The sequence below is a fragment of the Marivita sp. genome (assembly GCF_022763305.1).
Taxonomy (GTDB): domain Bacteria; phylum Pseudomonadota; class Alphaproteobacteria; order Rhodobacterales; family Rhodobacteraceae; genus Marivita.
Map to the genome: position 1 here is coordinate 1 of NZ_JALEGT010000017.1, position 26,173 is coordinate 26,173.

At 59.0% G+C, this 26,173-nt stretch carries 27 protein-coding genes and 1 pseudogene; 17 read left to right on the top strand and 11 right to left on the bottom strand.

Translation table 11 applies throughout. The annotated features are described in order from the left end of the window. Positions 1-84, top strand: a pseudogene (locus tag MRY75_RS02515) (IS5/IS1182 family transposase); the annotation flags it as partial. A 79-nt stretch (positions 85-163) separates the two neighbouring features. On the opposite strand, the gene thyX reads toward MRY75_RS02515, so the two are convergent. Beyond that, positions 164-1,069, bottom strand: coding sequence for an FAD-dependent thymidylate synthase (thyX, locus tag MRY75_RS02520; RefSeq protein WP_292305572.1), 906 nt, complete (start codon positions 1,067-1,069; stop codon positions 164-166). A gap of 216 nt (positions 1,070-1,285) precedes the next feature. Between thyX and MRY75_RS02525 the strand changes: the two genes are divergently transcribed. The 4 genes from MRY75_RS02525 to MRY75_RS02540 all read left to right on the top strand — a co-directional run bounded on the left by MRY75_RS02525 (position 1,286) and on the right by MRY75_RS02540 (position 5,010). Continuing rightward, positions 1,286-2,431 carry a hypothetical protein gene (locus MRY75_RS02525; RefSeq protein ID WP_292305573.1) on the top strand — a complete coding sequence of 382 codons (1,146 nt, stop codon included), beginning with the start codon at positions 1,286-1,288 and terminating at the stop codon, positions 2,429-2,431. Continuing rightward, positions 2,428-3,795 (top strand): hypothetical protein, encoded by a 1,368-nt coding sequence (locus MRY75_RS02530; protein ID WP_292305574.1) that lies wholly within the window; start codon positions 2,428-2,430, stop codon positions 3,793-3,795. Before MRY75_RS02525 ends, MRY75_RS02530 begins: the two co-directional genes overlap by 4 nt. Before the next feature lie 68 nt (positions 3,796-3,863). After that, positions 3,864-4,292 (top strand): VOC family protein, encoded by a 429-nt coding sequence (locus MRY75_RS02535; RefSeq protein ID WP_292305575.1) that lies wholly within the window; start codon positions 3,864-3,866, stop codon positions 4,290-4,292. A gap of 4 nt (positions 4,293-4,296) precedes the next feature. Continuing rightward, complete coding sequence (locus MRY75_RS02540; RefSeq protein WP_366934899.1) at positions 4,297-5,010, top strand: DUF1194 domain-containing protein; 714 nt, start codon at positions 4,297-4,299, stop codon at positions 5,008-5,010. Here MRY75_RS02540 and MRY75_RS02545 read toward each other — a convergent pair. The 3 genes from MRY75_RS02545 to MRY75_RS02555 form a co-directional block, all read right to left on the bottom strand. Further along, positions 5,007-5,504, bottom strand: coding sequence for a winged helix DNA-binding protein (locus MRY75_RS02545; protein WP_292305577.1), 498 nt, complete (start codon positions 5,502-5,504; stop codon positions 5,007-5,009). The genes MRY75_RS02540 and MRY75_RS02545 overlap by 4 nt on opposite strands. Before the next feature lie 82 nt (positions 5,505-5,586). Beyond that, positions 5,587-5,847 carry a succinate dehydrogenase assembly factor 2 gene (locus MRY75_RS02550; protein ID WP_292305578.1) on the bottom strand — a complete coding sequence of 87 codons (261 nt, stop codon included), beginning with the start codon at positions 5,845-5,847 and terminating at the stop codon, positions 5,587-5,589. After that, on the bottom strand, positions 5,844-6,236 hold the full coding sequence (locus MRY75_RS02555) for a helix-turn-helix transcriptional regulator (protein ID WP_292305579.1): 393 nt from the start codon (positions 6,234-6,236) through the stop codon (positions 5,844-5,846). The genes MRY75_RS02550 and MRY75_RS02555 overlap by 4 nt, the downstream gene beginning before the upstream one ends. 85 nt (positions 6,237-6,321) lie before the next feature. Between MRY75_RS02555 and MRY75_RS02560 the strand changes: the two genes are divergently transcribed. The 6 genes from MRY75_RS02560 (at position 6,322) to MRY75_RS02585 (ending at position 11,434) form a co-directional block, all read left to right on the top strand. Next, complete coding sequence (locus MRY75_RS02560; RefSeq protein ID WP_292305580.1) at positions 6,322-7,524, top strand: pyridoxal phosphate-dependent aminotransferase; 1,203 nt, start codon at positions 6,322-6,324, stop codon at positions 7,522-7,524. Between the two features lie 99 nt (positions 7,525-7,623). Next, entirely contained in the window at positions 7,624-8,037 is a 414-nt protein-coding gene (locus MRY75_RS02565; protein WP_292305581.1) for a hypothetical protein, read from the top strand. Positions 8,038-8,117: 80 nt separating this feature from the next. Then, entirely contained in the window at positions 8,118-8,366 is a 249-nt protein-coding gene (locus tag MRY75_RS02570) for a hypothetical protein (protein WP_292305582.1), read from the top strand. Continuing rightward, complete coding sequence (locus tag MRY75_RS02575; RefSeq protein WP_292305583.1) at positions 8,363-8,740, top strand: type II toxin-antitoxin system death-on-curing family toxin; 378 nt, start codon at positions 8,363-8,365, stop codon at positions 8,738-8,740. The genes MRY75_RS02570 and MRY75_RS02575 overlap by 4 nt, the downstream gene beginning before the upstream one ends. A 65-nt stretch (positions 8,741-8,805) precedes the next feature. Next, entirely contained in the window at positions 8,806-10,764 is a 1,959-nt protein-coding gene (gene parE / locus MRY75_RS02580) for a DNA topoisomerase IV subunit B (protein ID WP_292305584.1), read from the top strand. A 109-nt stretch (positions 10,765-10,873) separates the two neighbouring features. Beyond that, positions 10,874-11,434, top strand: a complete 561-nt coding sequence (locus MRY75_RS02585) for a DUF4145 domain-containing protein (protein ID WP_292305585.1) — start codon at positions 10,874-10,876, stop codon at positions 11,432-11,434. 664 nt (positions 11,435-12,098) lie between these two features. Here MRY75_RS02585 and MRY75_RS02590 read toward each other — a convergent pair. After that, positions 12,099-13,040 carry an alpha/beta hydrolase gene (locus MRY75_RS02590; RefSeq protein ID WP_292305586.1) on the bottom strand — a complete coding sequence of 314 codons (942 nt, stop codon included), beginning with the start codon at positions 13,038-13,040 and terminating at the stop codon, positions 12,099-12,101. Beyond that, positions 13,037-13,711 (bottom strand): TetR/AcrR family transcriptional regulator, encoded by a 675-nt coding sequence (locus MRY75_RS02595; protein ID WP_292305729.1) that lies wholly within the window; start codon positions 13,709-13,711, stop codon positions 13,037-13,039. Before MRY75_RS02595 ends, MRY75_RS02590 begins: the two co-directional genes overlap by 4 nt. A 130-nt stretch (positions 13,712-13,841) precedes the next feature. Between MRY75_RS02595 and MRY75_RS02600 the strand changes: the two genes are divergently transcribed. The 5 genes from MRY75_RS02600 (at position 13,842) to MRY75_RS02620 (ending at position 19,553) form a co-directional block, all read left to right on the top strand. Further along, positions 13,842-14,729 carry a shikimate dehydrogenase gene (locus MRY75_RS02600; RefSeq protein ID WP_292305587.1) on the top strand — a complete coding sequence of 296 codons (888 nt, stop codon included), beginning with the start codon at positions 13,842-13,844 and terminating at the stop codon, positions 14,727-14,729. A gap of 54 nt (positions 14,730-14,783) precedes the next feature. Continuing rightward, complete coding sequence (gene dctP / locus MRY75_RS02605; protein WP_292305588.1) at positions 14,784-15,770, top strand: TRAP transporter substrate-binding protein DctP; 987 nt, start codon at positions 14,784-14,786, stop codon at positions 15,768-15,770. Positions 15,771-15,834: 64 nt separating this feature from the next. Continuing rightward, complete coding sequence (locus MRY75_RS02610; RefSeq protein ID WP_292305589.1) at positions 15,835-16,356, top strand: TRAP transporter small permease subunit; 522 nt, start codon at positions 15,835-15,837, stop codon at positions 16,354-16,356. Next, entirely contained in the window at positions 16,349-17,662 is a 1,314-nt protein-coding gene (locus MRY75_RS02615; protein ID WP_292305590.1) for a TRAP transporter large permease, read from the top strand. Before MRY75_RS02610 ends, MRY75_RS02615 begins: the two co-directional genes overlap by 8 nt. A gap of 4 nt (positions 17,663-17,666) precedes the next feature. Continuing rightward, positions 17,667-19,553: a sugar phosphate isomerase/epimerase and 4-hydroxyphenylpyruvate domain-containing protein gene (locus tag MRY75_RS02620; protein WP_292305591.1), complete on the top strand. Its 1,887-nt coding sequence runs from the start codon at positions 17,667-17,669 to the stop codon at positions 19,551-19,553. 122 nt (positions 19,554-19,675) lie between these two features. Here MRY75_RS02620 and MRY75_RS02625 read toward each other — a convergent pair whose 3' ends face one another. Further along, positions 19,676-21,343, bottom strand: a complete 1,668-nt coding sequence (locus MRY75_RS02625; RefSeq protein WP_292305592.1) for a GMC family oxidoreductase N-terminal domain-containing protein — start codon at positions 21,341-21,343, stop codon at positions 19,676-19,678. Positions 21,344-21,407: 64 nt separating this feature from the next. On the opposite strand from MRY75_RS02625, the gene MRY75_RS02630 reads away from it, so the two are divergent. Then, positions 21,408-21,800 carry a hypothetical protein gene (locus MRY75_RS02630; protein WP_292305593.1) on the top strand — a complete coding sequence of 131 codons (393 nt, stop codon included), beginning with the start codon at positions 21,408-21,410 and terminating at the stop codon, positions 21,798-21,800. Here the strand turns inward: MRY75_RS02630 and MRY75_RS02635 are convergent. From MRY75_RS02635 to MRY75_RS02650, 4 genes are all read right to left on the bottom strand, one after another. After that, entirely contained in the window at positions 21,793-23,313 is a 1,521-nt protein-coding gene (locus MRY75_RS02635) for an acyl CoA:acetate/3-ketoacid CoA transferase (protein ID WP_292305594.1), read from the bottom strand. The two genes, MRY75_RS02630 and MRY75_RS02635, sit on opposite strands and share 8 nt — an antisense overlap. After that, positions 23,313-24,488, bottom strand: coding sequence for an acyl-CoA dehydrogenase family protein (locus tag MRY75_RS02640; protein WP_292305595.1), 1,176 nt, complete (start codon positions 24,486-24,488; stop codon positions 23,313-23,315). Before MRY75_RS02640 ends, MRY75_RS02635 begins: the two co-directional genes overlap by 1 nt. Positions 24,489-24,509: 21 nt before the next feature. Next, positions 24,510-25,088 (bottom strand): NIPSNAP family protein, encoded by a 579-nt coding sequence (locus tag MRY75_RS02645; RefSeq protein ID WP_292305596.1) that lies wholly within the window; start codon positions 25,086-25,088, stop codon positions 24,510-24,512. 67 nt (positions 25,089-25,155) lie between these two features. After that, the gene (locus MRY75_RS02650; protein WP_292305597.1) at positions 25,156-26,085 is read right to left on the bottom strand and encodes a helix-turn-helix domain-containing protein; all 930 of its coding nucleotides are present in this window, start codon (positions 26,083-26,085) and stop codon (positions 25,156-25,158) included. Between the last annotated feature and the right edge of the window lie 88 nt (positions 26,086-26,173).

The window sequence follows — 26,173 nt, forward strand, 5'->3', positions numbered from 1 at the left end:
CGCGTGGCGACACGCTATGACCGCTGTCCCAAGGTCTTCCTCTCAGCCATCGCACTCGCTGCTGTCGTGATCTACTGGTTATGAATCCTGACCCTAATGCATCGGAGAGTGCTACCTGAATCTCTTGAGATACGTTGCTAACCTCGTTGCCCATGTCGATTTCTTAACCCAACAACCCCTCAAACTCCCGCCATTCCCCCTTGGACATGCCGGAATTCTCCTGCGTCACGGTCTCGCCCTTAAGCATGCGCCGCACGCAATCCAGCGCGGTCGAGGAGAGCGTTGCCCCCCCCATGCGGTAGTCCTCGAAGGCGCGGTAGGCGAAGGGGACCCAGTCGGCGACGACTTTGCAAATCTCTTCGGCGTAAACCCTTATTTCATACTGCGCGTGCGAATCTGCCCTGAGTCGGAGGAAATGGAGCAGGTTGTGCAGATCGACCTTCCAGTACCATTGCGTGTAGATGTTCGCGGGCAGGTTCATCCGGGCCAGTTCGCGGGCCAGTCCCTGCTGGCCCTCCTGGCTGATCATCTCTTCGTAATGATCATAGCAGCGCATCGCATCATCGCGCAGGTAGCGCAGCACGCGGTCCGCTTCCTCGCCTTCCAAAGCCGCCCCGCGCCCCTGATTGTTGATCACCGACTGCGCCGCCAGATGTTCGGGCGCCGGGATATAGAACTCCCGGTCAAGGATCGAATACCGCGCCGAATATTCGTTCACATTGGCGGTGCGGTGCCGGATCCACTGGCGCGCCACAAAGACCGGCAGTTTGACATGCAGCTTGATGTCGCACATCTCGAACGGGGTCGAATGCCAGTGCCGCATCAGATACCGGATCAGCCCTTCGTCATTCTGCACCGATTTGGTGCCCTTGCCGTAGGACACCCGTGCCGCCTGACAGATGGCGGCGTCGTCGCCCATGTAATCCACCACCCGGATGAACCCGTGATCCAGCACCGGATAGGCTGTGTAAAGATGCCGCTCCATGCCGTCGCTGACCGCGCGCAGCGTCTGTTGCGGCGCACTGCGCTGTTCGGTGATTTCGGCCTCTTGTTCGGGCGACAGGGGCATGGCGAATCCTTTCCCACTAGGATGAGTCGGTCTCGACTATATCTCGGGGCTATGCGCCACGGAACCACCAAGGATGGTGTCTTGCGCCGAGGCCTCAGTCACGGGCTTTTTTCACCATGCGCGCGGTGCTTTGCGTTGACTTTCAAATCCTGCTGCCGGATTTTTGCAGGCGAACGGTCGCGAAGAAGACCAGAACAAGCCGGGGCAGTATATTCCATGACGCGCATTCTCCTTCTCATCCTCTGTTTGGGTTTCGTGGCCGCCTGCGACAGCGGCGGTGGCGACGTCCTTCAGTCTCCGACCACAGGTGACGGCACTGGCGGCGGCACCGACGGGGGCGACGGCACGGATGCGGAACCGATTGTCAGCGATCGCGGCACACCGGAACTGCCTCCCGGCACGACGAACCCGACGCCCAATTCGCAGATCGTGCGACGCGAGGAACGGGATGAGGAAACCGGCGGCGGCTACGCCACCAACATCCGTTATCTGAACGATGAGGGGCAGGACGAATTCTTCGTCGACAACATCGCTTTCGACGGCGACAACGTCTACACGCGCGGCGATCCCGTGACAGGTGTTGCGCAACTCGGTTCCTTCGCCGTCTACGAAGGCGCGGAAAGCACGACCGACCCGGTCACCGGCACGACGCTGCGCACCTTCACATACCGTGCGATCTACGGTCGGAGCACCAATGGCGAAACCGAATTCGCGATTGTGCGCTCAGGGTCTTATGTCGATTACGGGTTTGGCGGCTTCGTCTATCAACGCAACGGCTTTGATGACGACGGCAACGAGGTGCGCCTTGTCCTGCCCGAGGATGGCGACGCACGCTATACTGGTGATTATGCGGGGATTCGCGTCTTCACCGGGAGAGGCGGTCTGGAATATGTCGGAGGCGACGCCGAGATGATCGTCGACTTCAAGGACTTCAACGACGGCAATCGCGGTGTGGCGCTCTTCGTGAGCAACCGTCGTCTCTATGACATCAACGGAACCGAGATCACACGTGCCTATCTCGACGCGCTTGGCCGCGGTGATGAGGCCGACGATACAGGGTCCTCGCGATCGCTGGTTCAGGATACGGATGCCGATGGCAACCCGGTCCTCCCGCGCATCCGCCCGGTGATTTCACCCGATGACGCCGATTCCAACGGCGAAATCGCAGGTGACATCTTCGAGATCGCAGAGTTCGACAACGGCGAAACCATCGAAAGCGGTGAAGGTACCTACTATGCCATCATGTCAGGTGAGGATGCCGGCGAAATCGTGGGCGTGCTGGTGATGACAGGCAACGATCCGCGCTTCGACGACAGCACCACCTACCAGGAAACCGGTGGGTTCATCGTCTACCGCCGATGACGCCACGCAGGTTCCGCAGCTTCGGCTTTGCCCTTGCCGCGCTTGTCCTTGTCTCGGCGCAGGCAAGCGCGCAGGCGGTTCTGACACCTGATCAAATGCGCGACCTGGCCGGACAAGCCGTTGTGCAGGGACAGGCCGGACTGGCCTATGACCTGACCGGTGCACTGATCCAGCGTGACGCGGCGGACCTTGATGCCCATCTGATCCGCTCGCGCGCCGCCCGCAATCTCGGCCGGAATGACGATGCTCTGACCCATGCTCGACGTGCTTGGGCCCTGGCCGAAAGCGAGACAGCGCGATACGCCGCAGCATTGGCAACTGCGCAGGCGCTGTCTTCGTCCGGACGGCGCACTGCGGCACAGCTCTGGTTGCGCCGTGCTGTCCAAATTGCGCCGAATGACGCGTTGAAGGCTCGCGCGGCAGAGGATTTCCGTTATGTGCGCCGCCAGAACCCTTGGGCGACATCACTCCGCTTTTCGGTGGCCCCCAGTTCCAACATCAACAATGGCAGCCGCAACGAAACCTCCGAGCTTTTCGGTCTGCCCTTCGAATTTGCGCTGCAAGGCGAGGCGCGTGCGCTGTCAGGTATCGAAATCTCGGGCGGTCTGAGCACGCGATATCGACTGATCGACACCGATCGCAAACGGACTGACCTGCTCTTTGGCCTCTCTCATCGCACTTACGTGCTGTCTGACGAAGCGCGTGACATTGCACCGGAGGCCGAAGGGTCGGATTTTTCGACGAGCACAGCATTTGTGGGCGCGCAGGAGGATTACGCGCTTCCCGGCGGACGCGCCCGGCTTGGGTGGGACGCACGGTTTGGACGCACTTGGTATGCCGGCGATCCGCTTCTGTCCTACACGCGCATCGGAACGACGTACCGTCGGGCGGCGGGCAAGAACGGGATGGTCAGCCTGTCGCTTAATCGCGAGGCGCAAAAGGGCGAGGGCACGCGGCAGGACGCGACGATCTGGAGCGGGCATCTGGGCTATGGCATGGCACTTGCCGGAGGCAACACGCTGTCGGTGGCAGCGACCCTCACGCAGTCCGAAAGTGACGCGGACTATCTTGATTACACCCAGCGGGCGATTTCGGCACGCTACGGGCTGGCCAAACCGGTTGGACCGGCACAGCTCGATTTCGGGCTGACGATCTCGGACAAACAGCATGACCGGTCGACCCTCGCCGCAGGCGGGCGTGACGAGCGCAGTATTTCGCTCAGCGTCACAGCGGCGTTGCCAGACATGGATTTCTATGGGTTCATACCGACGATCACTCTGAATGCAGAGCGGACCGAGGCCAATATCGACCTCTATGAGACCGAAACCTTCGGGTTTCAGGTCGGGATCCGCTCTGCCTTCTGAGACCGCTTTCGCACTCGACATCCCGGTGAATTGGCCTAGCCTCTGGGCGAACAAATCGGGAGAACATCATGCCGCTTCGCTATCTTCACACCATGGTCCGCGTCAAAGACCTGGACGCGTCGATGAAATTCTATGGCCTGCTTGGGCTCAAAGAGACCCGCCGCATGGACAACGAAAAAGGCCGGTTCACCCTGATCTTCATGGCACCCGAAGGCCAGGAAGACTGCCCGGTGGAGTTGACCTACAACTGGGACGGTGATGACGGGTTGCCGTCGGACAGCCGTCATTTCGGCCATCTGGCCTACCGCGTCGACAACATCTACGACACATGCCAGCACCTGATGGACAATGGCATCACGATCAACCGTCCTCCGCGCGACGGCCACATGGCGTTCGTTCGGTCGCCCGACAATATCTCGATCGAACTGTTGCAGGCGGGCGACGCCCTGCCCCCGCAGGAACCTTGGGCCAGCATGGAAAATACCGGCCACTGGTAGGATGATGCGGCGCATTTCGGCAGCCGTGGCGCTGGCGCTGACTGTCGGAGCAGCAGCCCCGGCCACAGCCCAGTCCGACCATTGCCGACTTGCGCTGCTTCTCGCACTGGATGTGTCATCTTCCGTCGATGCCGAGGAATACATCCTGCAACGTGACGGGCTCGCGGCGGCGTTGAGTGATCCGCTGGTCCGAAGGGCGATCCTTGATGGTGAAGGCCACGTGTCGATCGCCATCTATGAATGGAGCGGCCGGCGGCAAAGCTCATTGGTTAGTCCCTGGGTCGCTCTCATCGATGACGCCACCATCGACGGGGTGATCGCGGCCCTGCTGTCTGCTCCGCGGAGCCACACGCGGTTCCCGACCGCGATGGGCTATGCTCTTGGCTATGGGGCAACCCTTCTTGCGCGTGGACCCAGATGCGAACGACAGGTGATCGACGTGTCTGGCGATGGTGAGAACAATGACGGGTTCTCGCCGCGCCTCGCCTACAAGAATTTTCCTTTTTCCAACGTCACGGTCAACGGATTGGCAGTGCTTGGCGGGTCGGACGACGTCGTGGATTATTTTCAGCGAGAGGTGCGATACGGATTTGGAGCATTCGTGGAAACCTCGGAAGGCTATCAAGGCTACCGCGATGCGATGACCCGAAAACTTCTTCGCGAATTGAACGACATGATCCTTGGCGCGCGCCCCGTGACGGACCAGAGGCCCGGCTAGTAGATGTAGCGGATTTGGTCTGTCCAGTATCGTTCCATCCGGCGCAGAGTGCTGCTCATCTCGTTCAGTGTGCCATGGTCGATCACGTTCTTGGCAATCAGACCATCAGCGTGGCGGGCGAAGAGTGCTGAAATCAGGTCCCGGATTTCGCGTCCGCGAGGTGTCAGCCGCACACGGACGGAGCGGCGGTCGATTTCGCAGCGCTGGTGATGCATGTATCCCATGTCGACCAGTTTCTTGAGATTGTAGCTGACATTGCTGCCCTGATAGTACCCGCGGGTCTTCAATTCCCCCGCCGTCACCTCGTTATCTCCGATGTTGAACAGCAACAGCGCCTGCACCGCGTTGATTTCGATGATGCCGACGCGTTCGAATTCGTCCTTGATCACATCCAAGAGAAGCCGGTGAAGCCGCTCCACCAGCGCCAGCGCCTCGAGATATCCGTCCAGCATGCCACCGCTGCCGACCCGATCCACAGATGCATGAATGCTCATCAACGTCTCCGCCTTATCCGTCAGGCGGCAGAATCGTCCAAAAGTCCAAATAATCGGTTAAGGTGATGAATCTCTTTGCGGATCAGCGCTGGAACGCGACGGTCGAGATATCGTCGATCATGTCCCGAAGGCCCTCGGGCGGCGGCTTCTGGCCGCTCACCCATTGATAGAGGTCCTGATCGTTTTCGGACAGCAACGCATCATAGCGATCGAGCATCGCGTCGTCGAACCCATCCAGCCGCGCCTCGGCATAGCGCGACAGGATGATGTCCATCTCCTTGATCCCACGGCGCATGGAGCGCATGGACAGGCGTTTCAGACGATGTTCGCGGGGTTCGCTCATGTGGGGCTCACCATCACCTTGCGCAGTCGCTTCTCCAGACGGGCCAGCTGTTCCGCCTTGGCGTGAAGGTCTGATTTCATCTCGCGGATTTCAAGAATGATGTCGTTGAGTTCGGTCGGTGCCGGCTCAGAATCCGGCCCGTCGACCCCTTCGCCCTCACCATTGATGAGCCACATCATCGACACGTTCAGCATACCCGCAAGCATAGACAGACGGTTGGCCCGTGGTTCGGCCACGTCGTTTTCCCAATTCCGCAGGGTGCTTTTCTTGACGCCGAGACGCTTTGCCAGCGACTCCTGGGTCATGCCGGCAGCCTCACGTGCGGCCGTCATGCGGTCGCCGAATGTCGCAATCTCAGCAGCATACCAGTTCTGATCGGTTTCGGTCATCGGTTCTCCTTTCGCGATCCTCGCTTGATCGTCGTTCGACCGCATCCTAAGACAGGCGCGACCCTTTCACAAACAGAGGCCCGTCATGCCGTTTCTGTCCGACACTCTCGCCCGCGTCAGTCCTTCGCCCACCGTGGCGGTTTCGCAAAAGGCGATGGAGCTGAAAGCGGCAGGTCATGACGTTATCGGCCTTGGGGCTGGTGAGCCTGACTTTGACACGCCCGACAACATCAAGGCGGCTGCAATTGCGGCGATCGAGGCAGGAAAAACGAAGTACACGCCAGTTGATGGCATTCCCGAGGTCAAACGGGCGATCTGCGCCAAGTTCAAGCGCGAGAATGGTCTGGACTATTCACCGTCGCAGGTCGCTGTCTCAACTGGGGGCAAACAGGTGCTCTATAACGCACTGCTGGCCACCTTGAACCCCGGTGACGAAGTGATCATCCCCGCCCCCTATTGGGTCAGCTACCCTGATATGGTGCGGCTGGGCGGCGGCGAACCGGTGATCGTCGAGACCACGCTCGAGAACGGATTCCGCCTGACGCCCGAAGCACTTGAGGCCGCGATCACGCCCAAGACCAAATGGTTCATCTTCAATTCGCCATCGAACCCGACCGGCGCGGGATATGGACATAACCAGTTGAAAGCGCTGACAGATGTACTGATGCGGCACCCCCATGTCTGGGTCATGACAGACGACATGTACGAACATCTGGCCTATGACGGGTTTCAGTTCTGCACACCGGCACAGGTCGAACCGGGCCTCTACGACCGAACCCTGACCGTCAACGGGGTGTCGAAATCCTACGCCATGACCGGCTGGCGGATCGGCTACGCGGCCGGACCCGAGCACCTGATCGCCGCCATGCGGAAACTTCAGTCGCAATCCACGACCAATCCCTGTTCGATCAGCCAATGGGCCACGGTCGAGGCCTTGAATGGCCCCCAGGACTTTCTGGCCGAACGGAACGAGGCATTCCGCAAACGGCGCGATCTGGTGGTCGCGGGCCTCAACGCCTGCGAGGGCATCACCTGCGCCGTGCCGGAAGGTGCGTTCTATGTCTACCCGTCGATCGCAGGCTGCATCGGCAAGACAAGCGCGGGTGGCACCCTGATCGACACGGACGAGGCGTTCGCCACGGCACTTCTCGAAGAGCATGGCGTTGCTGTGGTGTTCGGGGCCGCTTTTGGTCTCAGCCCGTATTTCCGCGTGAGTTATGCCACATCGGACGAGGTCTTGTCGGAAGCCTGCAAGCGGATCCAGGAGTTTTGTGCGGGTCTGTCCTGAGTTTGATCAAAAACATTTCCCCGTACGCCAGCCTTGAGATAGGCTGGCTCACATTAATGTGAGGTGTTAGCCTGTCGTGAATACAGGCAAGAGGCGAACATGGCTGGAGACCTGCCAGACTATTATTTCAGGGTACGCGAAAATGGCGCGCTTGTGTTTCGTGTGGATACCGAAAACCCGCAGCGCCGCATCGAAATGGACCAAATCGCCGTGGTCAACATCCGCAATGGCGAGATCAAACCCCATGGCGATCGGACGCTCAGCGACGAGGACGTGACCGTCATTCGGGACTGGATGCAAAATCGGCAGGCCATTCTTGCCAATCGCGATGTGGATGACATCCTGCGCACCGTGGATCATCTGAACCTGACCACCCAATGGGCTCAGTCCCGCGCGACAAGTGAGCAGCTCGACACGGTCACGGATGCCCTGCTGCTCGCCATGCATGATCTGCGCGGTGTGCTGGTTCGCCGCAAGGCCGAACGATTGATGAAATCCGACAGCCCTGAGTGACCCATAGCGCTGATCGTCACGGCCGTTGAATAGATGACCATCGAAATGTATATCTGAATACACATTCAGGAGGTCATTCGATGGCACGTCTGCACACTAACCACATCTGTACCATTACCGAACTGCGCGAACCGCAGAAAGTGCTGGCCCGGTCGGGCGGCAAACCCGTGGCGATCATGAAGAACTCCAAATGCGTCGGCTATCTTGTCCCGGGAGAAGCCTCTTTGCAGGAAGAGCCGCGCGATGCGTCGACGGATGAGGTGATGAGATATATCGAGGAAACACGCGATCAAACGCAGCCTGTGCTCGACTATCTCAGAGACAAATGACGTTCTCACTCCTGTCGACCGAGGTCGTTATTGCCTTGCACGATGCGGCGCTGAATGACGGTGAGATTCCGGGTCTTGCAAAAGACAAATCGCTCGACGGGGCCTTGCGGCGCGTCGACAACCGGCTTGTCTATGGCATGATCGGCGACGTCTTCGACTTGGCCGCAGCTTATGCAACGGCCATCTCACGCGGGCATTGCTTCAATGATGGCAACAAGCGCACGGCGTTCGAAAGCATGAACTTTTGCCTGTATCTGCATGGTATCAATATCACCTGGGACACCGAAGACGTCGGCGACAGGATCATCGCGCTGGCACAGGGCGTCCTCCAAGAGGAAGACTTGGCAGACTGGCTGCGGATCAAGGCACGCTGACGCTTCCCCCCTGCCCGCGCCTCTGCCATACTGGCGCGCAAAGCAACAAAGACAGAGCAGCTGCCATGGCCGAAGACCTTCTCTCCGGACACGAACCGACCGACTATGACGCGTCCTCGATCGAGGTGCTCGAAGGGCTCGAACCGGTCCGCAAGCGCCCCGGCATGTATATCGGCGGCACGGATGAACGCGCGCTGCATCACCTTGTGGCCGAGGTTCTGGACAACTCCATGGACGAGGCGGTGGCGGGACACGCCAACCGGATCGAGGTCGAACTGCACGAGGATTACGCCGTCACCATCCGCGACAACGGGCGCGGCATCCCGATTGATCCGCATCCCAAGTTTCCGGGCAAATCCGCGCTTGAGGTGATCCTCTGCACGCTGCACGCGGGCGGCAAGTTCTCGGGCAAGGCCTACGAGACCTCGGGTGGTCTGCACGGGGTCGGTGCCTCGGTGGTGAATGCGCTGTCGGATTCGATGGTGGTACAGGTCGCGCGCAACAAGGAATTGTTCGAACAGCGTTTCTCGCGCGGGGTGCCGCTGGGGCCGGTGGCCAAGGTGGGTCAAGCACCCAATCGGCGGGGCACCACGGTCACCTTTCATGCCGACGAACAGATCTTCGGCTCGCACCGCTTCAAGCCCGCGCGGCTGTTCAAGATGGTCCGCTCCAAGGCCTACCTGTTTTCGGGTGTCGAGATCCGCTGGAAATCCGCGATCAACGACGGTGAAACCCCGACCGAGGCCACGTTCCACTTCCCCGGCGGTCTGGCGGATTACCTGACCGAGAGCCTGGGCGGCGCGTCGACCTATGCCGACAAACCCTTTGCCGGGATGGTCGAGTTCCGCGAGAAGTTCGGTGCACCGGGCAAGGTCGAATGGGCGATCAACTGGACGCCGTCGCGCGACGGGTTCATCCAGTCCTACTGCAACACCGTCCCCACGCCCGAAGGCGGCACACACGAGGCCGGGTTCTGGGCCGCGATCCTCAAGGGCATCCGCGCCTATGGCGAGCTGTCGAACAACAAGAAGGCGGCACAGATCACCCGCGACGACCTGATCACGGGCGGATGTGCGCTGGTGTCCTGCTTCATCCGGGAGCCGGAATTCGTCGGCCAGACCAAGGACCGGCTGGCCACCACCGAGGCACAGCGCATGGTCGAAGGCGCGGTGCGCGACCATTTCGACAACTGGCTGGCGGCGGATACGAAATCGGCTGGGGCAATCCTGGATTTTCTGGTGCTCCGCGCCGAGGAACGGCTGAGACGGAGGGCCGAGAAGGAAACACAACGCAAGTCCGCCACGAAGAAACTACGCCTTCCCGGCAAGCTGGTGGACTGCGCCTCGTCAACGCGCGAAGGGACCGAATTGTTCATCGTCGAGGGCGATTCGGCTGGCGGATCGGCCAAGATGGCGAGGGATCGCAAGACGCAGGCCCTGTTGCCGCTGCGCGGGAAAATCCTGAACGTGCTGGGGGCCGCGTCGTCCAAACTGGGCACCAATGCCGAGATCAGCGACCTCACGCAGGCGCTGGGTGTGGGCCTCGGGACGAAGTTCAATGTCGATGATCTGCGCTACGAAAAGGTCATCATCATGACCGACGCCGATGTCGATGGCGCGCATATCGCCTCGCTTCTCATGACTTTCTTCTTCACCCAGATGCGCCCGATGATCGACGCGGGCCATCTCTACCTCGCCTGCCCGCCTCTGTATCGCCTGACCCAGGGGGCCAAGCGCCTTTATGTGGCCGACGATGCCGAGAAGGACCGCATGATGGAAAAGGGCCTTGGCGGCAAAGGCAAGATCGACGTCCAGCGCTTCAAGGGTCTGGGCGAGATGGACGCGAAGGATTTGAAAGAAACCACGATGGACCCGGCCTCGCGCAAGCTGATCCGCGTGACCATCGACGAGGACGAACCCGGCGAGACCGGCGATCTGGTGGAACGGCTGATGGGCAAGAAGCCGGAGCTGCGGTTCCAATATATTCAGGAGAACGCCCGGTTTGTCGAGGAGTTGGATGTATAGTCTGTGTGAGTTACCGTCTCACGGCGAGTGTCCACATTGCGGGGCTTTTTCAAGGTTTGAGTTGCTTTACCGAGAAGACGATCAAACCTCGCGAGACGAACATATCCTGATGGAGAAATGCGGAGCACTCATGCGATGCGGTGCCTGCGACGATCTCTTTGCAATTTTTGGCTGGGCTTGGGAAGAAAAAGACAATTCAGAGATACCCGAGAACGCTCGCTTCAAGCTAAAGAATGATGATCAGGGCTATACGTATGCACCCACACAAAAACGCTATCAGAAGAGATACAAAGCACTCGGTCTGGATAGGTTCGATCCAAACCAAGAGGCTCTGCAAAACGTATTAGAGCAGAGCTACACTGCAGCTGATAATGGATTGAACATTTTAGCTGCAACAGGCTTACGCAGTGTCGTTGAAGCGTTTGCTGTCTTGCGTGGCGCAGACAAGCGCACCAGCTTTTCGGAGAAGGTTGCTGAACTCGCCAAGCAGCAATGGATTTCACATCGAGATACGAAAACAGTACTTCACGTAATTCAATGGGGAAACAGGTCTGCGCACGAACAAGTCGGTCCCGATGACAAGCAACTCGACCAATTGTTCAAAATAGTCGAAGCAATGCTTTTTCGTGATCAAGCAAGTCGAGACGCCAGTCTTTTTTTGGAAGATTGATTTAATGCAGGTCGTGCAAATGATGCAATCAACAGCGCCCGACTCTGGGTGGGCGCATGCGACCGCCGAACGATGCAAGTCGGCGGCACGCGTATGACGGTGGTTCTGAGCAAACGGCACGCCAATGCGCCCTCCCGGGGGGAGGGTCGGGCGCGGCCCGTCCTTCGGACGGGCTGAATTGCACGAACCGTGTAACTTTCTCATGTGGCGGAATGGTGCATTTTGCACGGTTCAACCGAGGAACCAACAAACAGTTGCTAGGGCGCGTGCTTGCGCGCACCAGAGGGACAGAGAATTACCACCCGCCCAAGATGCACCACGGCGCAGCCTGAACCATCCTGAAGCTTCACCGCCCCGCGTTCGGAGCGGTGAGCCACGCTAATATACAAAAACCAATCAGTCCTGCGTCTAGATCGAATGGATCATGACGGACAGACCTGTACCTACAATTCCACCGACAATGCTGGAAAGCCATGCAATTTCCTTGAAGCCCATGTCGAAAACCCCTGTTTTGCCATGATTGGAGGAACTTGACGTAGAGTAAACAACGGCAGGTCACTCCGGAGTTTTAGCACTTTCCCACATGGAAAATCGGGGGCTGCCCCGCCCGTGTCAGGTTTGCCCCCGGATTCTTACCTGACCGTTGTCCGCGTCCGCGCAGAGGTCAACCAGCCGCTTCGTTCCGTTCAGCAAGCCAGTCCGCCATTCCGCGCAGGTTGGAGGCGGCTTCCTCGCAAAACTCCATCGCGCGCAGGTATCCGTGAATCATGCCGGCTCCTTGATGAAGCACAACCGGCACATCTGCCGCTCTCAGAACCTCCGCATAAGCGATGCCGCTGTCGCGCAAGGGATCATGTTCGGCGACCGCGATATAGGCTGGCGGCAGGCCCGAATGATCCGACGCATGCAGCGGTGCCGCTTTTGGATTGGTAAGGTCGTCAGGGTTCGGGCAGTACATGGCGTTCACACGCGGCATGTCCCGCACGAAGATGAGCGGGCCATCCGCGTTTTCGATCATCGACGGGCGATCCTGAACAAAATCGCACGCCGGATAAATCAAAAGCTGCGCGATCAGCCCCATACCCCGGTCGCGCATTTCAAGAGCAACGGCCGCTGCAAGATTTCCACCGGCGCTGTCGCCACCAATGGCAATCCGCGCGGGGTCCACGTTCAAGTAATCCGCGTTGTCATGGAGCCATTGAGTGACTGCGACACACTGCTCGAATGCCTGTGGGAAGGGTCGTTCAGGAGCCTTGGCATAGTCCACGCTGATAACGGTTTGCCTGTTCCACGACGCAAGGCGCGCGGTGATGTCCCAATGGGTTTCGGGACTCCCCTGCATCCACGCACCGCCATGCATGTAGACAAGACCGGGCTGAACGCCGCCGGAGGTGTGCCGGAACACGCGCACGCGAACGGGCCCGACCGGGGTGTCGATGTGATGCTCCGTAGTCGCGTCGACATCAGAGGGTTCGGCCAACCGCATGTCCCGCGCGATCTGTTCGAAATGCACCCGGCGTTCGACCGGCCCAGACCCAACCGGAAGCGTTGCCCATTTTTCATCCCAAACGCGCAGAAAATCATTCAGTTTCGGGTTAATCGTCACGGTCTGTCCTTTGATTTGTAGACACTCGCCAGGACCATGTGGACAACCTGCTCGCGCAGGGCTGCCTGGCCTGCCTCCGCAAAGAGCTGGTCACCGAAAAGCGCCGAAAATGTTGGCCGGTTGGAGACATTGAAGAAGCTCAGCGCGCTGATCTGCCAATGCAGAACGGTCGGATCGACATCCGTGCGGAAGATGCCGTCTGCCTGGCCGCGCGTGCAGATGGCAGCGAGTTTCTCGATCACCGGGATATTGAGCTTCTGGATCGCTTCGGATTTCGCAAGCGTTTCGGCATGATGAACATTCTCGATCATGACCATGCGAATGAAATCGGGATGATTGCGATGGTGATCGAAGGTGAAGGCGACAAGCTTTGCCAGCGCGTCCTGCGGCGACAGATGATCCAGCTGCAGCGCGTTTTCCCCCTGTCTGACCTGAGCATACGCTGCTTCCAACGCATGTTCATACAGGGTCTGCTTGTCGTCGAAATAGTAGTAGATCATCCGCTTCGACGTTTTCGTCTTGGCCGCGATATCGTCGACGCGTGCAGTCGATAGTCCCTTCTCCGCGAACTCGGCAATGGCCGCGTGCAGGATGTCCTGACGCACGGCCTCGGGGTTCTGTTTCCAGCCGGATTTCCGCCCGGACGGCGGGTCCGCATTTTCAATATTCATCACGCAAGTCTCCTCGGATGCAGGCTACCACCCCCCAATTTAACTCTCCAGTACAAAATCCTTGACGAATTTAACTCGTGAGTACAATTTGCACTCAAGCAGACGATTCTGCTGTCTGGGAGGACACAACTTGGCGACCACGCGTTCGGAGAAAGTGCTTTGCACTGACCAGGCAGGCATGCGGGTTCAGGTCGGTCTGGTCGGTTGCGGCATCCAGAAATCCAGAACGCCTGCCATGCACGAAGCCGAGGGCGAAGCCCTTGGAGTGACCTATTCGTACAGCCTCTTCGACCCGGAAGCCGAAGAGCTGGGCACGCTCTCGGACATTATCGCGCGCGCCGAGGCAGACGGCTTTGCCGGGCTGAACATTACCTATCCTTTCAAGCAGGAGGTCCTGTCACATCTCGACACGCTTTCGGAGGCCGCAAAACGTGTTGGCGCCGTGAACACGGTTGTCTTTCGAAATGGCTCCCGCAGCGGCCACAACACCGACTACTGGGGGTATTCGGAAAGTTTCCGCAGAGGTCTGACAGATGCGCCAAGATCAACCGTCCTGCAGATTGGCGCCGGGGGTGCAGGCGGCGCTCTGGCCCATGCCCTTGTTGATCTGGGGACCAACACACTCCTGATCCACGATACAAGGACCGGCGCGGCAGAGGCGCTTGCCCAGGCTGTAAATGCGGTTCATGCGCGTCAGATCGCACACCCGGTCGACAGCCTGGAAAAGGCTGCGGAACGATCGGATGGCATCGTGAACGCAACGCCCGTCGGCATGGCAAAACTTCCGGGCATGCCGATCGACCCCAGCCTGATCCGCCCGGATCACTGGGTCTCCGAGATCGTCTATTTCCCGCGCGAGACCTTGCTGCTGCGCACCGCCAAAGCCAAAGGCTGCCGCACGCTCGACGGCAGCGGCATGGCCGTTTTTCAAGCGGTTCGTGCCTTCAAACTCTTCACGGAACTCGACCCAAGCGCGGACCGCATGCGCGCAACATTCGAGGCCTTGGACGCACCTTGAACACCCGGCGCACCCGGCGCCACGTCATAAACGCGATATGGGAGGACACCACAAATGCGTAAGACACTCAAAACCCTTCTGGCTGGCACAGCCGCGCTCAGCGTTCTTGCCGGCGCAGCGACAGCTCAGGACAAGGTCGAGCTGATCTACTCCGACACCGTTGCAGAAGGCGATATCCGCACCACGACTCTTCGCGAGACTTTTGGCGCCTGCCTTGGCGATGGCTTTGATTTCCAGTCCTATCACGGCGCCACGCTGTTTGCTCAGGGAACCGAGCTGACTGCCATGCAACGCGGCAACCTCGACATGGGCAACCTGGCGATTTTCGATTTCTACAACCAGGTACCGTCAACCAAGGTTCTGGGCGCACCGTTCCTCTTCCGCGACTACGAGCACATGCGCGCCGTCTACAACAGCGATCTTCTGGACGAGATGCTCGCCGAGATCGAAGAGAACGTGAACGTCAAAATCCTCGCGTTTCCCTATATTGGCGCGCGCCATCTTGGCTACAAAGGCGACAAGGAAATCATGACGCCTGCGGATCTCGAAGGCGTGAAACTGCGCATGCCCCCGGGGGAAGGCTGGCAGCTTGTTGGCCGTGCCATGGGCGCCACGACGGTGCCTGTGCCGTTCACCGAGGTGTATACCGCGTTGCAAACAGGCGCGATCGACGGACAGGACAATGGCTTTCCGGCAACCCGGTCGATGAAATTCGACGAAGTGCTGACCCATATCGGCAAGACCGCGCATCTCGTGGCGTCGAACCTGTTCACAATTTCCCTCGACAAGTGGAATGCGATGACGCCAGAGCAACAGGCAACAGTGCAGGGCTGTGCTGACAATTTCGAGGCCGCACTGGACCAGATCACATTGGCGCAGGAAACCGAACTCGAAGCGGATATGGCGGCCAATGGAATGGTTATCTATACGCCTGACCTGAGCGCGTTCGTTGAGAACGTGAAAGCCGTCTACGCCGCTGAAGGTGAAGACGCCGATTGGCCTGAAGGGCTGTTCGACGCGATTGTCGCCTACGGTCAATGACGTCCTGACTTAAGGACAGGAGCCTGAAGCCAGGCTTCTGTCTGCGACAGGAAGGAGGCCCGCCATGGACCGCGTTCACCGCATCGCAGATCGAATTTCGGGATATGCGAACCACGTAACGGCTGCCTTGTTGCTGTCGATGTTCGTCGTATTCCTGCTGCAGATCATCTTTCGCTACCTGCTGGGCTGGCCGGTTCTCTGGACGGTGGAATGGGTAACGATCGCGTGGCTTTGGGGTATTCTCTTCGGCTTTGCCTTTGTCCTCAAATCCGCAGACATGATCCGCCTGGACATTCTCTACAACGCGGTGTCCAGACCAATACGGCGCGCCATGGACGTCGGTGTCGGCGTAACGGTGGCCGCGATATTCGGCTACACGCTTCCGCATGCCTGGGACTATGTGAGCTTCATGGGCATCGAGCGGACCGCCGCGTTTCGCTGGCCCTTCGACATTGTCTTCGCCATCTACATTCCGTTCCACATCGCCGTGATCGTTCGGATGCTGCTTCTGGCGTGGGGCGGCATCACTGGCACGCGGCGACCGGAAGATCTCGAGCGCCACCCCGAGGGTCACGACCATGATTGATCCATTTACGCTTTCCATGGTGCTGATCGTGGCATTGGCGCTCGCAGGCCTGTCAGTCGGGCTCGCGATGATGAGCGGTTCCATGCTCTATCTCATCCTGATGGACATGCAGTTTCCGCGTGGGTTTGACCCGTCCATCGGCACCGAGCAAATGCTTCAGGGGCTGTTCAACGGCTACACCCTTCTTGCGATCCCGCTTTTCATCCTCGCGGCAGACATCATGAATGTCGGCTCTCTGGCGGACCGTCTGCTTGCGTTCTGCCAAGCTTTGGTCGGACGGTTCCGAGGCGGGCTGGGCCACGTGAACGTCGTGAGCTCGGTGATCTTTTCAGGGATGTCGGGCTCCGCCGTCGCCGATGCCGTGGGCATGGGCAAAATCATCATCGGCCTCATGACGAAAGACGGCAAATACACGCCAGCCTATGCTGCGGCGATCACCGCCGCCACCGCAACCGTCGGACCGATCATTCCGCCTTCCATTCCGATGGTGCTCTACGCCCTCGTTTCCGACCAATCGGTCGGCTATCTTTTTGCAGCGGGTATGGTGCCGGGTTTGTTGATGGCCCTGATGATGGGGATGACAAACTATCTTGTGGCCCGCAAACGCGGCTTTCCGGTTGATGATGCCGTGCCTGCGCGGGACCTGCCCCGCGTGACCTATCAGGCGGCGCCGGCACTGCTTCTGCCGGTCATCCTGTTGGGCGGCATCTATGGCGGCATCATGACGCCGACAGAAGCTGCAGCGGTCGCCGCCTTTTACGCGCTCTTCATTTCTGTCGCGCTCTATCGGTCAGTGACGCTCCGTGCCTTTTGGGACACCCTGCTTGCTGGCTCTCGTTCTGCAGCCGCGATCGGCGTTTTGATTGGTGGGTCACTGACTTTCAATTACGTGCTTGCGCGCGAAAACATCCCCAGCGAACTGGCCGCCTTTCTGGCCGGGTTCGACCTTGGGCCCATCGGATTCCTGATAGCGGTCAATCTGCTCCTACTGGTTCTGGGCTGCGTCCTTGAGGGGGGCGCGATCATTCTGATCGTGCTGCCACTCTTGATCCCGACCGCGTCTGCACTCGGCATTGACCTTGTTCATTTCGGCGTGATCGCTGTCGTCAATGCCATGATCGGTCTCATCACTCCGCCCTACGGGCTCTTGCTCTTCATCGTGTCAAATATCACCAAGCAGCCCGTCGGACGCGTAATCGCGGAAATCTGGCCCTTCATCATCGCCTTGTTCCTCGCACTCGCGTTGATCACCTTTGTTCCAGACTTCGTTTTGTGGTTCCCGCGGCTGCTTGGATATCAAGGGTGACAAAATGAAAACCTCGATTGCCACGATATCAATCTCCGGGAACTTTCCTGAAAAACTCGAGGCCATCGCGGCTGCCGGTTTCGATGGCCTCGAGATCTTCGAGCAGGATTTCATCGCTCATGATGGTGATCCCAGAGACGTGGGCCAAATGATCCGCGACATGGGACTCGAGATTACCCTGTTTCAGCCTTTTCGCGATTTTGAAGGCTTGCCGGAACCACTGCGAGCCAAAGCCTTTGACCGGGCGGAACGCAAATTCGACCTGATGCAGGAGCTTGGAACAGACCTTGTCCTGATCTGTTCGTCCTGCCACCCGGCGGCTCTGGGCGGAATAGACAGGGCAGCCGCCGATTTCCACGAACTTGGCGAACGTGCCGCAAAGCGGGGTCTGCGCATCGGGTTCGAGGCTCTTGCGTGGGGGCGTCACATCAACGATCACCGCGATGCGTGGGAGGTTGTGCGGCGGGCCGAACATGACAGTGTCGGGATCATTCTCGACAGCTTTCACACGCTCGCTCGCAAGATCGATCCTGACACGATCCGGCGCATTCCTGGCGACAAGATCTTCTTTGTGCAGTTGGCCGATGCTCCTGCCATTGACATGGACCTTCTTTATTGGTCGCGGCACTTCCGAAATATGCCGGGCGAAGGCGATCTGGACGTGACAGCCTTCATGCGCGCGGTGATGGCCACTGGATATGACGGGCCAATAAGTCTTGAGATTTTCAACGACCAGTTCCGCGGCGGCCATCCGAAGACAATCGCTCGGGATGGGCATCGCTCATTGCTTGCACTGATGGACGATGTGATCCGGCAGTCAGCCGGCTTGCCGAACTCAGCGGCGACCATGCCGGCGCGAGCCAAAGCAACCGGCGTTTCATTTGTTGAATTCGCAAGCGCAGGTCCGGAGGCGCAACACCTCGAAGCCTTGCTCGCCACGCTCGGTTTCACCCATGCGGCCAACCACAAGAGCAAGAACCTTTCGCTTTGGACGCAGGGTGAGATCCGCATTCTCATCAATTGCGAAGTCAGGGGTTATTCCAGCAGCGCGTACAACATGCATGGAACATCTGTCTGCGATATCGGCATCTCGGTCGAGAACGCCAGCGAAGCGGTTGAAAGGGCCAAAGCTCTTGGTGCCGTTGCCTTCCAGCAACCCATTGATCCGGGCCAGCTCAATATTCCGGCCATTCGCGGGCAAAGTGGAAGCGTTCTTCATTTCATCGATGAGACAAGTGGGCCGTCATCGGTCTGGGACGTGGAGTTCACTGAACATCCGCGCTCTTCAAAGGGCGCGGGGCTTACGCGGGTCGATCACATCGCCCAGACCATGAGCTATGACGAAATGCTCAGCGGGTCGCTGTTCTACACGACGCTGTTCGACATGGGCAAAACCCCGATGGTCGATGTCATCGATCCCGATGGGCTGGTGCGATCTCAGGCCCTCGCATCGCCGGATGGGGCGTTGCGCATCACACTGAACGGTGCGGAAACCCATCGTACCATGGCCGGAAGTTTTCTTGCTGAAAGCTTCAACGCCTCGGTGCAGCACATTGCCCTTGCGACCGAGGATATATTTACGACGGCCGAGCTGTTGTCCGAGAATGGGTTTCAGCCCCTGCCAATATCGTCAAACTACTATGCTGACCTGGCAGCCCGGTTCGATCTGGGGGCGGCGACCCTGCAGGAATTGCAAAGAAACAACATCCTATATGACGAGGATGGACAGGGGGCCTTCTACCAAATGTATTCCCGCCCGTTTGCAGGCGGAATGTTCTTTGAAATCGTTCAACGGACATCCGAATACGCGGGATATGGCGGTCCCAATGCGCCGTTTCGCATTGCCGCGCAGAAACGGCTTATGCGTCCAAAGGGAATGCCTCGCAAATAAAGACACATCGCATGACGCCGGAATTCGGCGCCCAATCGCCAATCCAATGGCTCTGCTTTTTCCGGAAACAAAACGGATTCATGACCCGACACGTCGGACCGGCCCCCGGCCAGATCAACCGGTCAGGTGCCTGACAGGATCCAGCCGGCCGCTTTCTCGGCAATCATGAGTGTCGGAGCATTGGTGTTTCCACTGGTGATCTCTGGCATGACCGAGGCATCAACGACACGCAGATTCACAATCCCTTTCACGCGTAGATGCGCATCCAGAACAGCACTGGGATCATCCTCGCGCCCCATTTTGATGGTGCCCACCGGGTGGAATATCGTGCTTGCGATATCCCCCGCCAGTCGCGCCAAATCTTCGTCGGTTTGATATTGGACGCCGGGCTTGAATTCCTCGGGCTGGTATTTCTGCATGGCCGGTTGCTGCATGATCTGTCGAACTTGACGCAGACTTTCGGCTGCAACCTGGCGATCCTCTTCTGTATCGAGATAATTCGGCGTGATCTTGGGGTGATCGCGACAGTCAGAGGACGCAATGCGCACATGCCCGCGGCTGGTCGGGTTCAAATTGCACACGCTGACGGTCATTGCCGGGAAGTCGTGCAGGTTCTCCCCAAAAGCCTCGAGGCTCAGAGGCTGGATATGGTACTCGAGGTTGGCGTGTTTTCTGTTTTCGTTGGAGCGGGCAAATGCACCAAGCTGGCTGGGTGACATGCTCATCGGACCAGATCGCGTCAACAGGTATTGCAGGGCGATGCTGGCTTTTCCGAACAGGGAATTGGCCAAGGTGTTCAGGGTCCTTGTGCCACGAACCTTATAGACCGCGCGGATTTGCAGGTGGTCTTGCAGGTTTTCCCCGACGAATGGCGCATCCAGAACCACATCGATGCCGTGACGCTTCAATAAAGCTCCCGAACCGACACCCGACAATTGCAGGATCTGCGGAGAATTGATCGCCCCGGCCGACAGGATCACGTCGTTCGCAGAACTGGCCGTCACTGTGTGGCCCGCACGAAGGACCGTGACTCCTGTGCATTTCGGCAGACCATTGTCGTCTTTTGTGAAGTTCAGTTTCTCGACCTGAGCTTCGGTCCAGATGGTCAGGTTTTCACGAGACTTTATAGGCCGAAGGAAGGCTTTGGCAGTGTTCCAGCGCCAACCAGATCGTTGATTGACGTCGAAATACCCCACCCCGGAATTGTCACCGGTGTTGAAATCATCCGTCCTTTCAATTCCGGCTTGGACGGCCGCATCTGCGAAGCTGTCAAGCACGTCCCACCGAAGACGTTGCTTTTCGACACGCCACTCTCCGCCGGAGCCGTGCATATCCGAGAAGCGACTGTTGTCTCCTGTGGCCGGATCGGACCCACCATCAAGTTTGTAATGGTCTTCGTGGGCTTTGAAGTCGGGTAGCGCATTTTCCCAGCTCCACGCATCCTCACCGGTGAGCTTGGCCCAATTGTCGTAATCCCGGGCTTGGCCCCGCATGTAGATCATGCCGTTGATCGACGAACATCCGCCCAAGGTCTTGCCTCGGGGATAGATCAAGGATCGTCCGTTCAGCCCCTTGTCTGCCTCTGTCCTGTACATCCAGTCGGCTCTCGGGTTCCCGATGCAGTAGAGGTAGCCGACGGGAATATGGATCCATGGGTACGTGTCGGGTTTACCCGCCTCCAACAGCAAAACGCGGTTCTTTGGATTTGCACTCAGCCGGTTCGCCAAGAGACAGCCAGCAGAGCCAGCGCCTACCACGATGTAATCGAACTGATTGGCTGCATCACTCATCTTGGCGACCCCCTGTTTGATAGTCTCGACACAACCCGGATCTGCCGAGACAGGACGTGCTGCGTTGCAGCCGCTGAGATACCCCGCCGAACAGGCGCTGCCAAACATGATCTTGACGGTCCTTGATGCGCGAACCGGACGCGGGCAACACGGGCCGCGTTGGCTGACGGAAAAACAACGCGCGTTGGACCTGCGCAATTCCGACGGCTGTCAGGCGGTTCAGCGAGCAGTATGCCATATCACTTTCGGTGGTCTGTCTCTCTGGTTTGTTGGGACCGAATGCCCGCGACAGGTCATTGGCCATTCCGCTGTTATCTACCTCTTTTCAGAAAGGTGGTTTCTCATCCGGACACCATTTTTTGGATCAATGGCGGCGCAGGATGTGCGGCTTGAACGGCAAGCGTCGAACTGGCTCGGTCAACCGAGTGTTCCCGCTAAAGGTATTCAGATCACATGAAATGGGTCTGGTCCATGCGTACAGGCGCGTCTGAAACCGGGGCAAAATCCATCCGGTCCAAGACATCCAACTGTATGTCTACACCCGGCGCGACCTCGATCAAGGCAAGGCCGTCCTCGGTCAGCCGGAAGACCGCGCGTTCAGTGACATAAAGTACCTGCTGCCCCTGCCGCATGGCCTGCGCGCCGGAGAACGTGATCTGATCCACGCGCCGCACGAATTTTCGCACGTCTCCATGACGCTCGATGGTCAGATTGCCATCTCCCGATTTGATGCGGGTGCCCTTGGCATCGAAGGTTCCGACAAAGACCACCGTCCGGGCGTTCTGCGCAATATCGATGAATCCGCCGGGACCAACAGGCATACCGCCCAGCTTGGACGCGTTCACATTGCCCGCCGCATCCACCTGTCCAAAGCCGAGAAACGCGATATCCAGTCCACCACCCGCGTAAAAATCAAACTGCGAGGGCCCGTCGATCATACAAGAGGCATTCTGCGCATAGCCGAACAGGGAACCCGTCAAAAGTCGTCCGCCATAAGTGCCGTGTTCGATCGTCTGGTAATAGAGATGCTGTTCACCGCGTGCAGCCACAATGGTGGCAATCTCGTCAGGAATGCCAAAGCCATAGTTGACGATGGCCCCCTCGCGCAGCTCTGTCCGGGCGCGGTTCGCCACGATACGCCGCGCCGAAAAGGCAGGCACGTCCGGTGCCGGAAGCGGCGCCCGCTTCTGGCCCGAGATCGAGGGATCATACGCAATCTCGTAGCCCTGCGTCTGCTCCGGATCGACGACAATGGCATCGACGATAGCCGCCGGAACCCGAACCTGCCGAGCGCCGAGCGTGCCCATGGGCACCTTTTCCCGAACCTGAAAGATCACCGTGCCACCGGAATTGTGAACCGCCGCCGCAACCGCATAAGTGTCTACGTTGGCAGGCTCTTCATCAAGTGAGATATTGCCTTCCTCGTCTGCGATGGACCCTTTGAGAAGACAGGCATGGATCGGAAAAGGGAAATACCGGAGATATTCGCGCCCGTCGATCTGGATGACCTCGCACAGCGCATCCTGAGCCGCGTCATTCATGCGACCGCCATCTACACGAGGGTCGATGAACGTACCGAGACCGACATGGGTGATCAGCCCCGGACGACCTGCTGCAATCTCGCGCATGAGCTGCATGGCCACACCGCCCGGTAGGACATGTGCTGCAATCTCGTTCCTGGCGGCCATTTCCTGCATTTTCGGCGACCAGACCCAGTGCCCACCGATCACCTTTCGCACCATCCCAGCATGCGCGAAACGTCCGACTCCGGTGCCTTGCCGATTGCCGATGCCAAGCGCGTGAACCAGTGTCAGGTTGCGAGGATGCCCGGTCTGGAGGAAACGCGCTTCGATGGCTTCCTGCAGGCACATCGCTTCGCACAGACCGCCGCCGCCACCGGTGATGGACAGCGTTGCATCGTCCGGAACCAGCGCGACCGCTTCGGCGGCCGACATGAACTTGGATTTCATCAGGCGCTCCACGGATCGAAAAGCTCGGTACTGCCCTTGAGCAGCGCGCGCGCAACGACGCTGCGATGCACCTCGCTGGCACCGTCGAAGATCCGATAAATTCGGGCATCACGATAATAGCGCTCTATGGGCAGGTCCTTGGAATAACCCATACCTCCGAAAATCTGCACCGCGCGGTCCACGACACGTCCAAGCAACTCGGCCCCTTGCACCTTGAGCGCGGAAATATTGGCGCGTGGATCGCGACCCGCGTCGATATCCGCTGCACATTGCCAAAGCGCCATACGTGTTGCGTTGATCTCCATCGCACTGTCGGCCAGCATCTGCTGGACCATCTGGAAATCTCCCAAAGGCTGTCCGAACTGGTGACGGTCGCGCGCGTGATCAAGCGTCATCTGCAAGATCTTTGTGGACTTGCCCACAGCACGGGCCGCCACCTGGGCCAGCCGCACGCGCCCCAACACCGACAGCGCCAGCTTGAGCCCTTCGCCTTCGCGCCCCAAGAGATGCTCGTCCGTCAGCTCAACCTCGTCGAAATGCAGATCAAGATGTGAGGTGCCGCGGATGCCCATCATCTGCTGATCCCGGCCAAGGCTGAAACCGGGCATCCCCTTGTCGACCATGAACATGGAAATCCCGCGATGACCCTTGTCGGGATCGGTGACGGCGGTCACGACGAAGAAATCAGAAAACGCCCCGTCCGAGATGTAGTGCTTCATGCCCGACAGCACCCATGTATCACCCCGGCGTACGGCCTTTGTCTTGATCCCTGCCGCATCAGACCCGGCACCGGGCTCTGTAAATGCGATTGAGCAGACGCGTTCGCCCTTGACGGCGGGTGTCAACCAACGGTCAATCTGCGCGCCTTCGCAAGACAGAAGAACCTCGTACACATTTCCAAAGGCGCGGCGGATGAGGATATCGGTCGTATGCCCGAACTGTTCCTCACACATTATCTGATCAAGGCAGGACAGCCCGCCCCCGCCATACTGCTCGGGAATGTTCATGCCATAAAGGCCAAGCGCCGAGGACTTCTCGAAGATCGCCTGCGCAACCTTGTCGGACAGGGTGCCCGTTTCCTCGATCTCTTGTTCCAGCGGAGCAAGCTCGTTCTTGATGAAGTCGCGCACCGTGTCGACAAGCAGGCGTTGTTCGTGGCTGATCTCAAAGGTCATGACGGCTCTCTTGGAGGTGGTTCATTGCAGGGGGGACAGGTGCAGTGGCCTGAGGATTTCGTGCGACACGATGCCGGGTGCATACGTACAAAGCCTCTCGAACGACCCCGTCGCAAGCGTCACACGGGTGCCCGGCGCAGGGCCGGACAGAACGGTGAACGCCCCAAGACACTCGCCAGCTTCATGGATGTTTTCTCCAAGGCTCAGCGCGTGCAGTCCGCGCGCGAACATGGGGGCGTCGGATGTCTGATCGGGATGCGCAGTCTTGCGACGCTCGACAACGCGAGACAGAAGGTCGGACCCTTCATCAAGCCGAAGGATGCGACTTTCCTGTGCAACCACGTCAGCAAAAGCCTTGGGCACAAAATCGACCATCCATTCCGTCTCGGAGAGTAGGCCCGCACGACAGGCGTCGCGCTCTTCAAAGCTGTCATAGGCCCAGAGATGCTCAATGCGGTTGAGGCGACCGCTTTCGACCTGCCAATAGCCGATCATCGGGAGGTGGCGTGTCACTCTCGACACCCCGAAGGTCCTGAAGAAATCCAGATATACCGGGGCCTTGCCCGGTTTCAGGTCGTAGGTTCGCAATTCGAAGAACACCTGTCCGAGCCTCCCGTTTCAGACAGGGCCCAAGGTGCAAAGTGGCCGGTTTGTTTTAAATGGACGATCAGAAATTTGTATTGGACGATCCATCCGCAACCACACGCCGCGTCGTCGCGGCGTTGGCGCGGAAGGTTCCGGGTGGACAACCGACGCGCTGTGAAAAGAAGCGGTTGAAATAGGCGGGATCGTCATATCCGATGGCATGCCCGATCTCGGCCACCGTCATTTCGGTATATAGCAGATTGCGTTTTGCTTCGATCACGATGCGCTCATAAAGCACCTCGGACGCTGTCTTGCCCGCGCGCGCTTTGCACGCCGCGTTGAGCCGTTGCGGAGACACGCCCAAGACATCTGCGTAGTAACCCAACGACTTTTCCGTCCGAAACCCGCGCTCAAGCGCCTCGCGATAGCGCGACACGAGTTCGTAATCCCGGTCACGATGCGCGGGACCACTTTCTGCCTGGCTTTCGCTGACGCGCAGTAGCGACACTAGGACCGACAGGAAATGCGCCCGGAGCGCCATCCGTCGGCCCGGGCTGTTGCTGTTGGTCTCCAGCAGCACTTCATCCATGGCATGCCGCACATTGGCGAGCACTTGCTCATCCGTGATGGGATAACTGCCAGCGCGCCGAGTGGCATCAATGAGCCGAGGGTCGTCGCGCGCAATGCTGTTGACAAAGGACGTCGCAGCAGTGATCACCCGCCCCTCGGTGCCCGGGCGAAACAGAATCTCGTGGATCATCCCGGCAGGTTGCACCACAAATGAATGCGCGGTGGCGTCGTACCGGCCCTCCTCGATCTGAAAGACAGCGCCCCCCTCGGAAATCCACAGGATCTGCGTGTGGTCCGGGTGGACGTGGGGATGAATCGTCCAATCATGCCGTTTGGATCGCTCGCGGATCGGCTCGACATGCAGCGTGTCAAGATCATCGTCCTGCTGCTCATCGCCATAAAGATAAAAGCTCGGGATTGGCACGCTTTGCCGTCTGGTCACGATCAAGCCCTCCTCGCTCACGCGTCCAACTGGAACGAATAGTCCAATATATTCCGCACCCTGTCCATTGGCGATTTGGCACGCACAC

Excerpts from the sequence above, each read along its gene's own strand:
- thyX (WP_292305572.1), bottom strand. The coding sequence starts at position 1,069 with ATGCCCCTGTCGCCCGAACAAGAGGCCGAAATCACCGAACAGCGCAGT.
- MRY75_RS02525 (WP_292305573.1), top strand. The coding sequence starts at position 1,286 with ATGACGCGCATTCTCCTTCTCATCCTCTGTTTGGGTTTCGTGGCCGCC.
- MRY75_RS02530 (WP_292305574.1), top strand. The coding sequence starts at position 2,428 with ATGACGCCACGCAGGTTCCGCAGCTTCGGCTTTGCCCTTGCCGCGCTT.
- MRY75_RS02535 (WP_292305575.1), top strand. The coding sequence starts at position 3,864 with ATGCCGCTTCGCTATCTTCACACCATGGTCCGCGTCAAAGACCTGGAC.
- MRY75_RS02540 (WP_366934899.1), top strand. The coding sequence starts at position 4,297 with ATGCGGCGCATTTCGGCAGCCGTGGCGCTGGCGCTGACTGTCGGAGCA.
- MRY75_RS02545 (WP_292305577.1), bottom strand. The coding sequence starts at position 5,504 with ATGAGCATTCATGCATCTGTGGATCGGGTCGGCAGCGGTGGCATGCTG.
- MRY75_RS02550 (WP_292305578.1), bottom strand. The coding sequence starts at position 5,847 with ATGAGCGAACCCCGCGAACATCGTCTGAAACGCCTGTCCATGCGCTCC.
- MRY75_RS02555 (WP_292305579.1), bottom strand. The coding sequence starts at position 6,236 with ATGACCGAAACCGATCAGAACTGGTATGCTGCTGAGATTGCGACATTC.
- MRY75_RS02560 (WP_292305580.1), top strand. The coding sequence starts at position 6,322 with ATGCCGTTTCTGTCCGACACTCTCGCCCGCGTCAGTCCTTCGCCCACC.
- MRY75_RS02565 (WP_292305581.1), top strand. The coding sequence starts at position 7,624 with ATGGCTGGAGACCTGCCAGACTATTATTTCAGGGTACGCGAAAATGGC.
- MRY75_RS02570 (WP_292305582.1), top strand. The coding sequence starts at position 8,118 with ATGGCACGTCTGCACACTAACCACATCTGTACCATTACCGAACTGCGC.
- MRY75_RS02575 (WP_292305583.1), top strand. The coding sequence starts at position 8,363 with ATGACGTTCTCACTCCTGTCGACCGAGGTCGTTATTGCCTTGCACGAT.
- parE (WP_292305584.1), top strand. The coding sequence starts at position 8,806 with ATGGCCGAAGACCTTCTCTCCGGACACGAACCGACCGACTATGACGCG.
- MRY75_RS02585 (WP_292305585.1), top strand. The coding sequence starts at position 10,874 with ATGGAGAAATGCGGAGCACTCATGCGATGCGGTGCCTGCGACGATCTC.
- MRY75_RS02595 (WP_292305729.1), bottom strand. The coding sequence starts at position 13,711 with ATGAATATTGAAAATGCGGACCCGCCGTCCGGGCGGAAATCCGGCTGG.
- dctP (WP_292305588.1), top strand. The coding sequence starts at position 14,784 with ATGCGTAAGACACTCAAAACCCTTCTGGCTGGCACAGCCGCGCTCAGC.
- MRY75_RS02610 (WP_292305589.1), top strand. The coding sequence starts at position 15,835 with ATGGACCGCGTTCACCGCATCGCAGATCGAATTTCGGGATATGCGAAC.
- MRY75_RS02615 (WP_292305590.1), top strand. The coding sequence starts at position 16,349 with ATGATTGATCCATTTACGCTTTCCATGGTGCTGATCGTGGCATTGGCG.
- MRY75_RS02620 (WP_292305591.1), top strand. The coding sequence starts at position 17,667 with ATGAAAACCTCGATTGCCACGATATCAATCTCCGGGAACTTTCCTGAA.
- MRY75_RS02625 (WP_292305592.1), bottom strand. The coding sequence starts at position 21,343 with ATGAGTGATGCAGCCAATCAGTTCGATTACATCGTGGTAGGCGCTGGC.
- MRY75_RS02635 (WP_292305594.1), bottom strand. The coding sequence starts at position 23,313 with ATGAAATCCAAGTTCATGTCGGCCGCCGAAGCGGTCGCGCTGGTTCCG.
- MRY75_RS02640 (WP_292305595.1), bottom strand. The coding sequence starts at position 24,488 with ATGACCTTTGAGATCAGCCACGAACAACGCCTGCTTGTCGACACGGTG.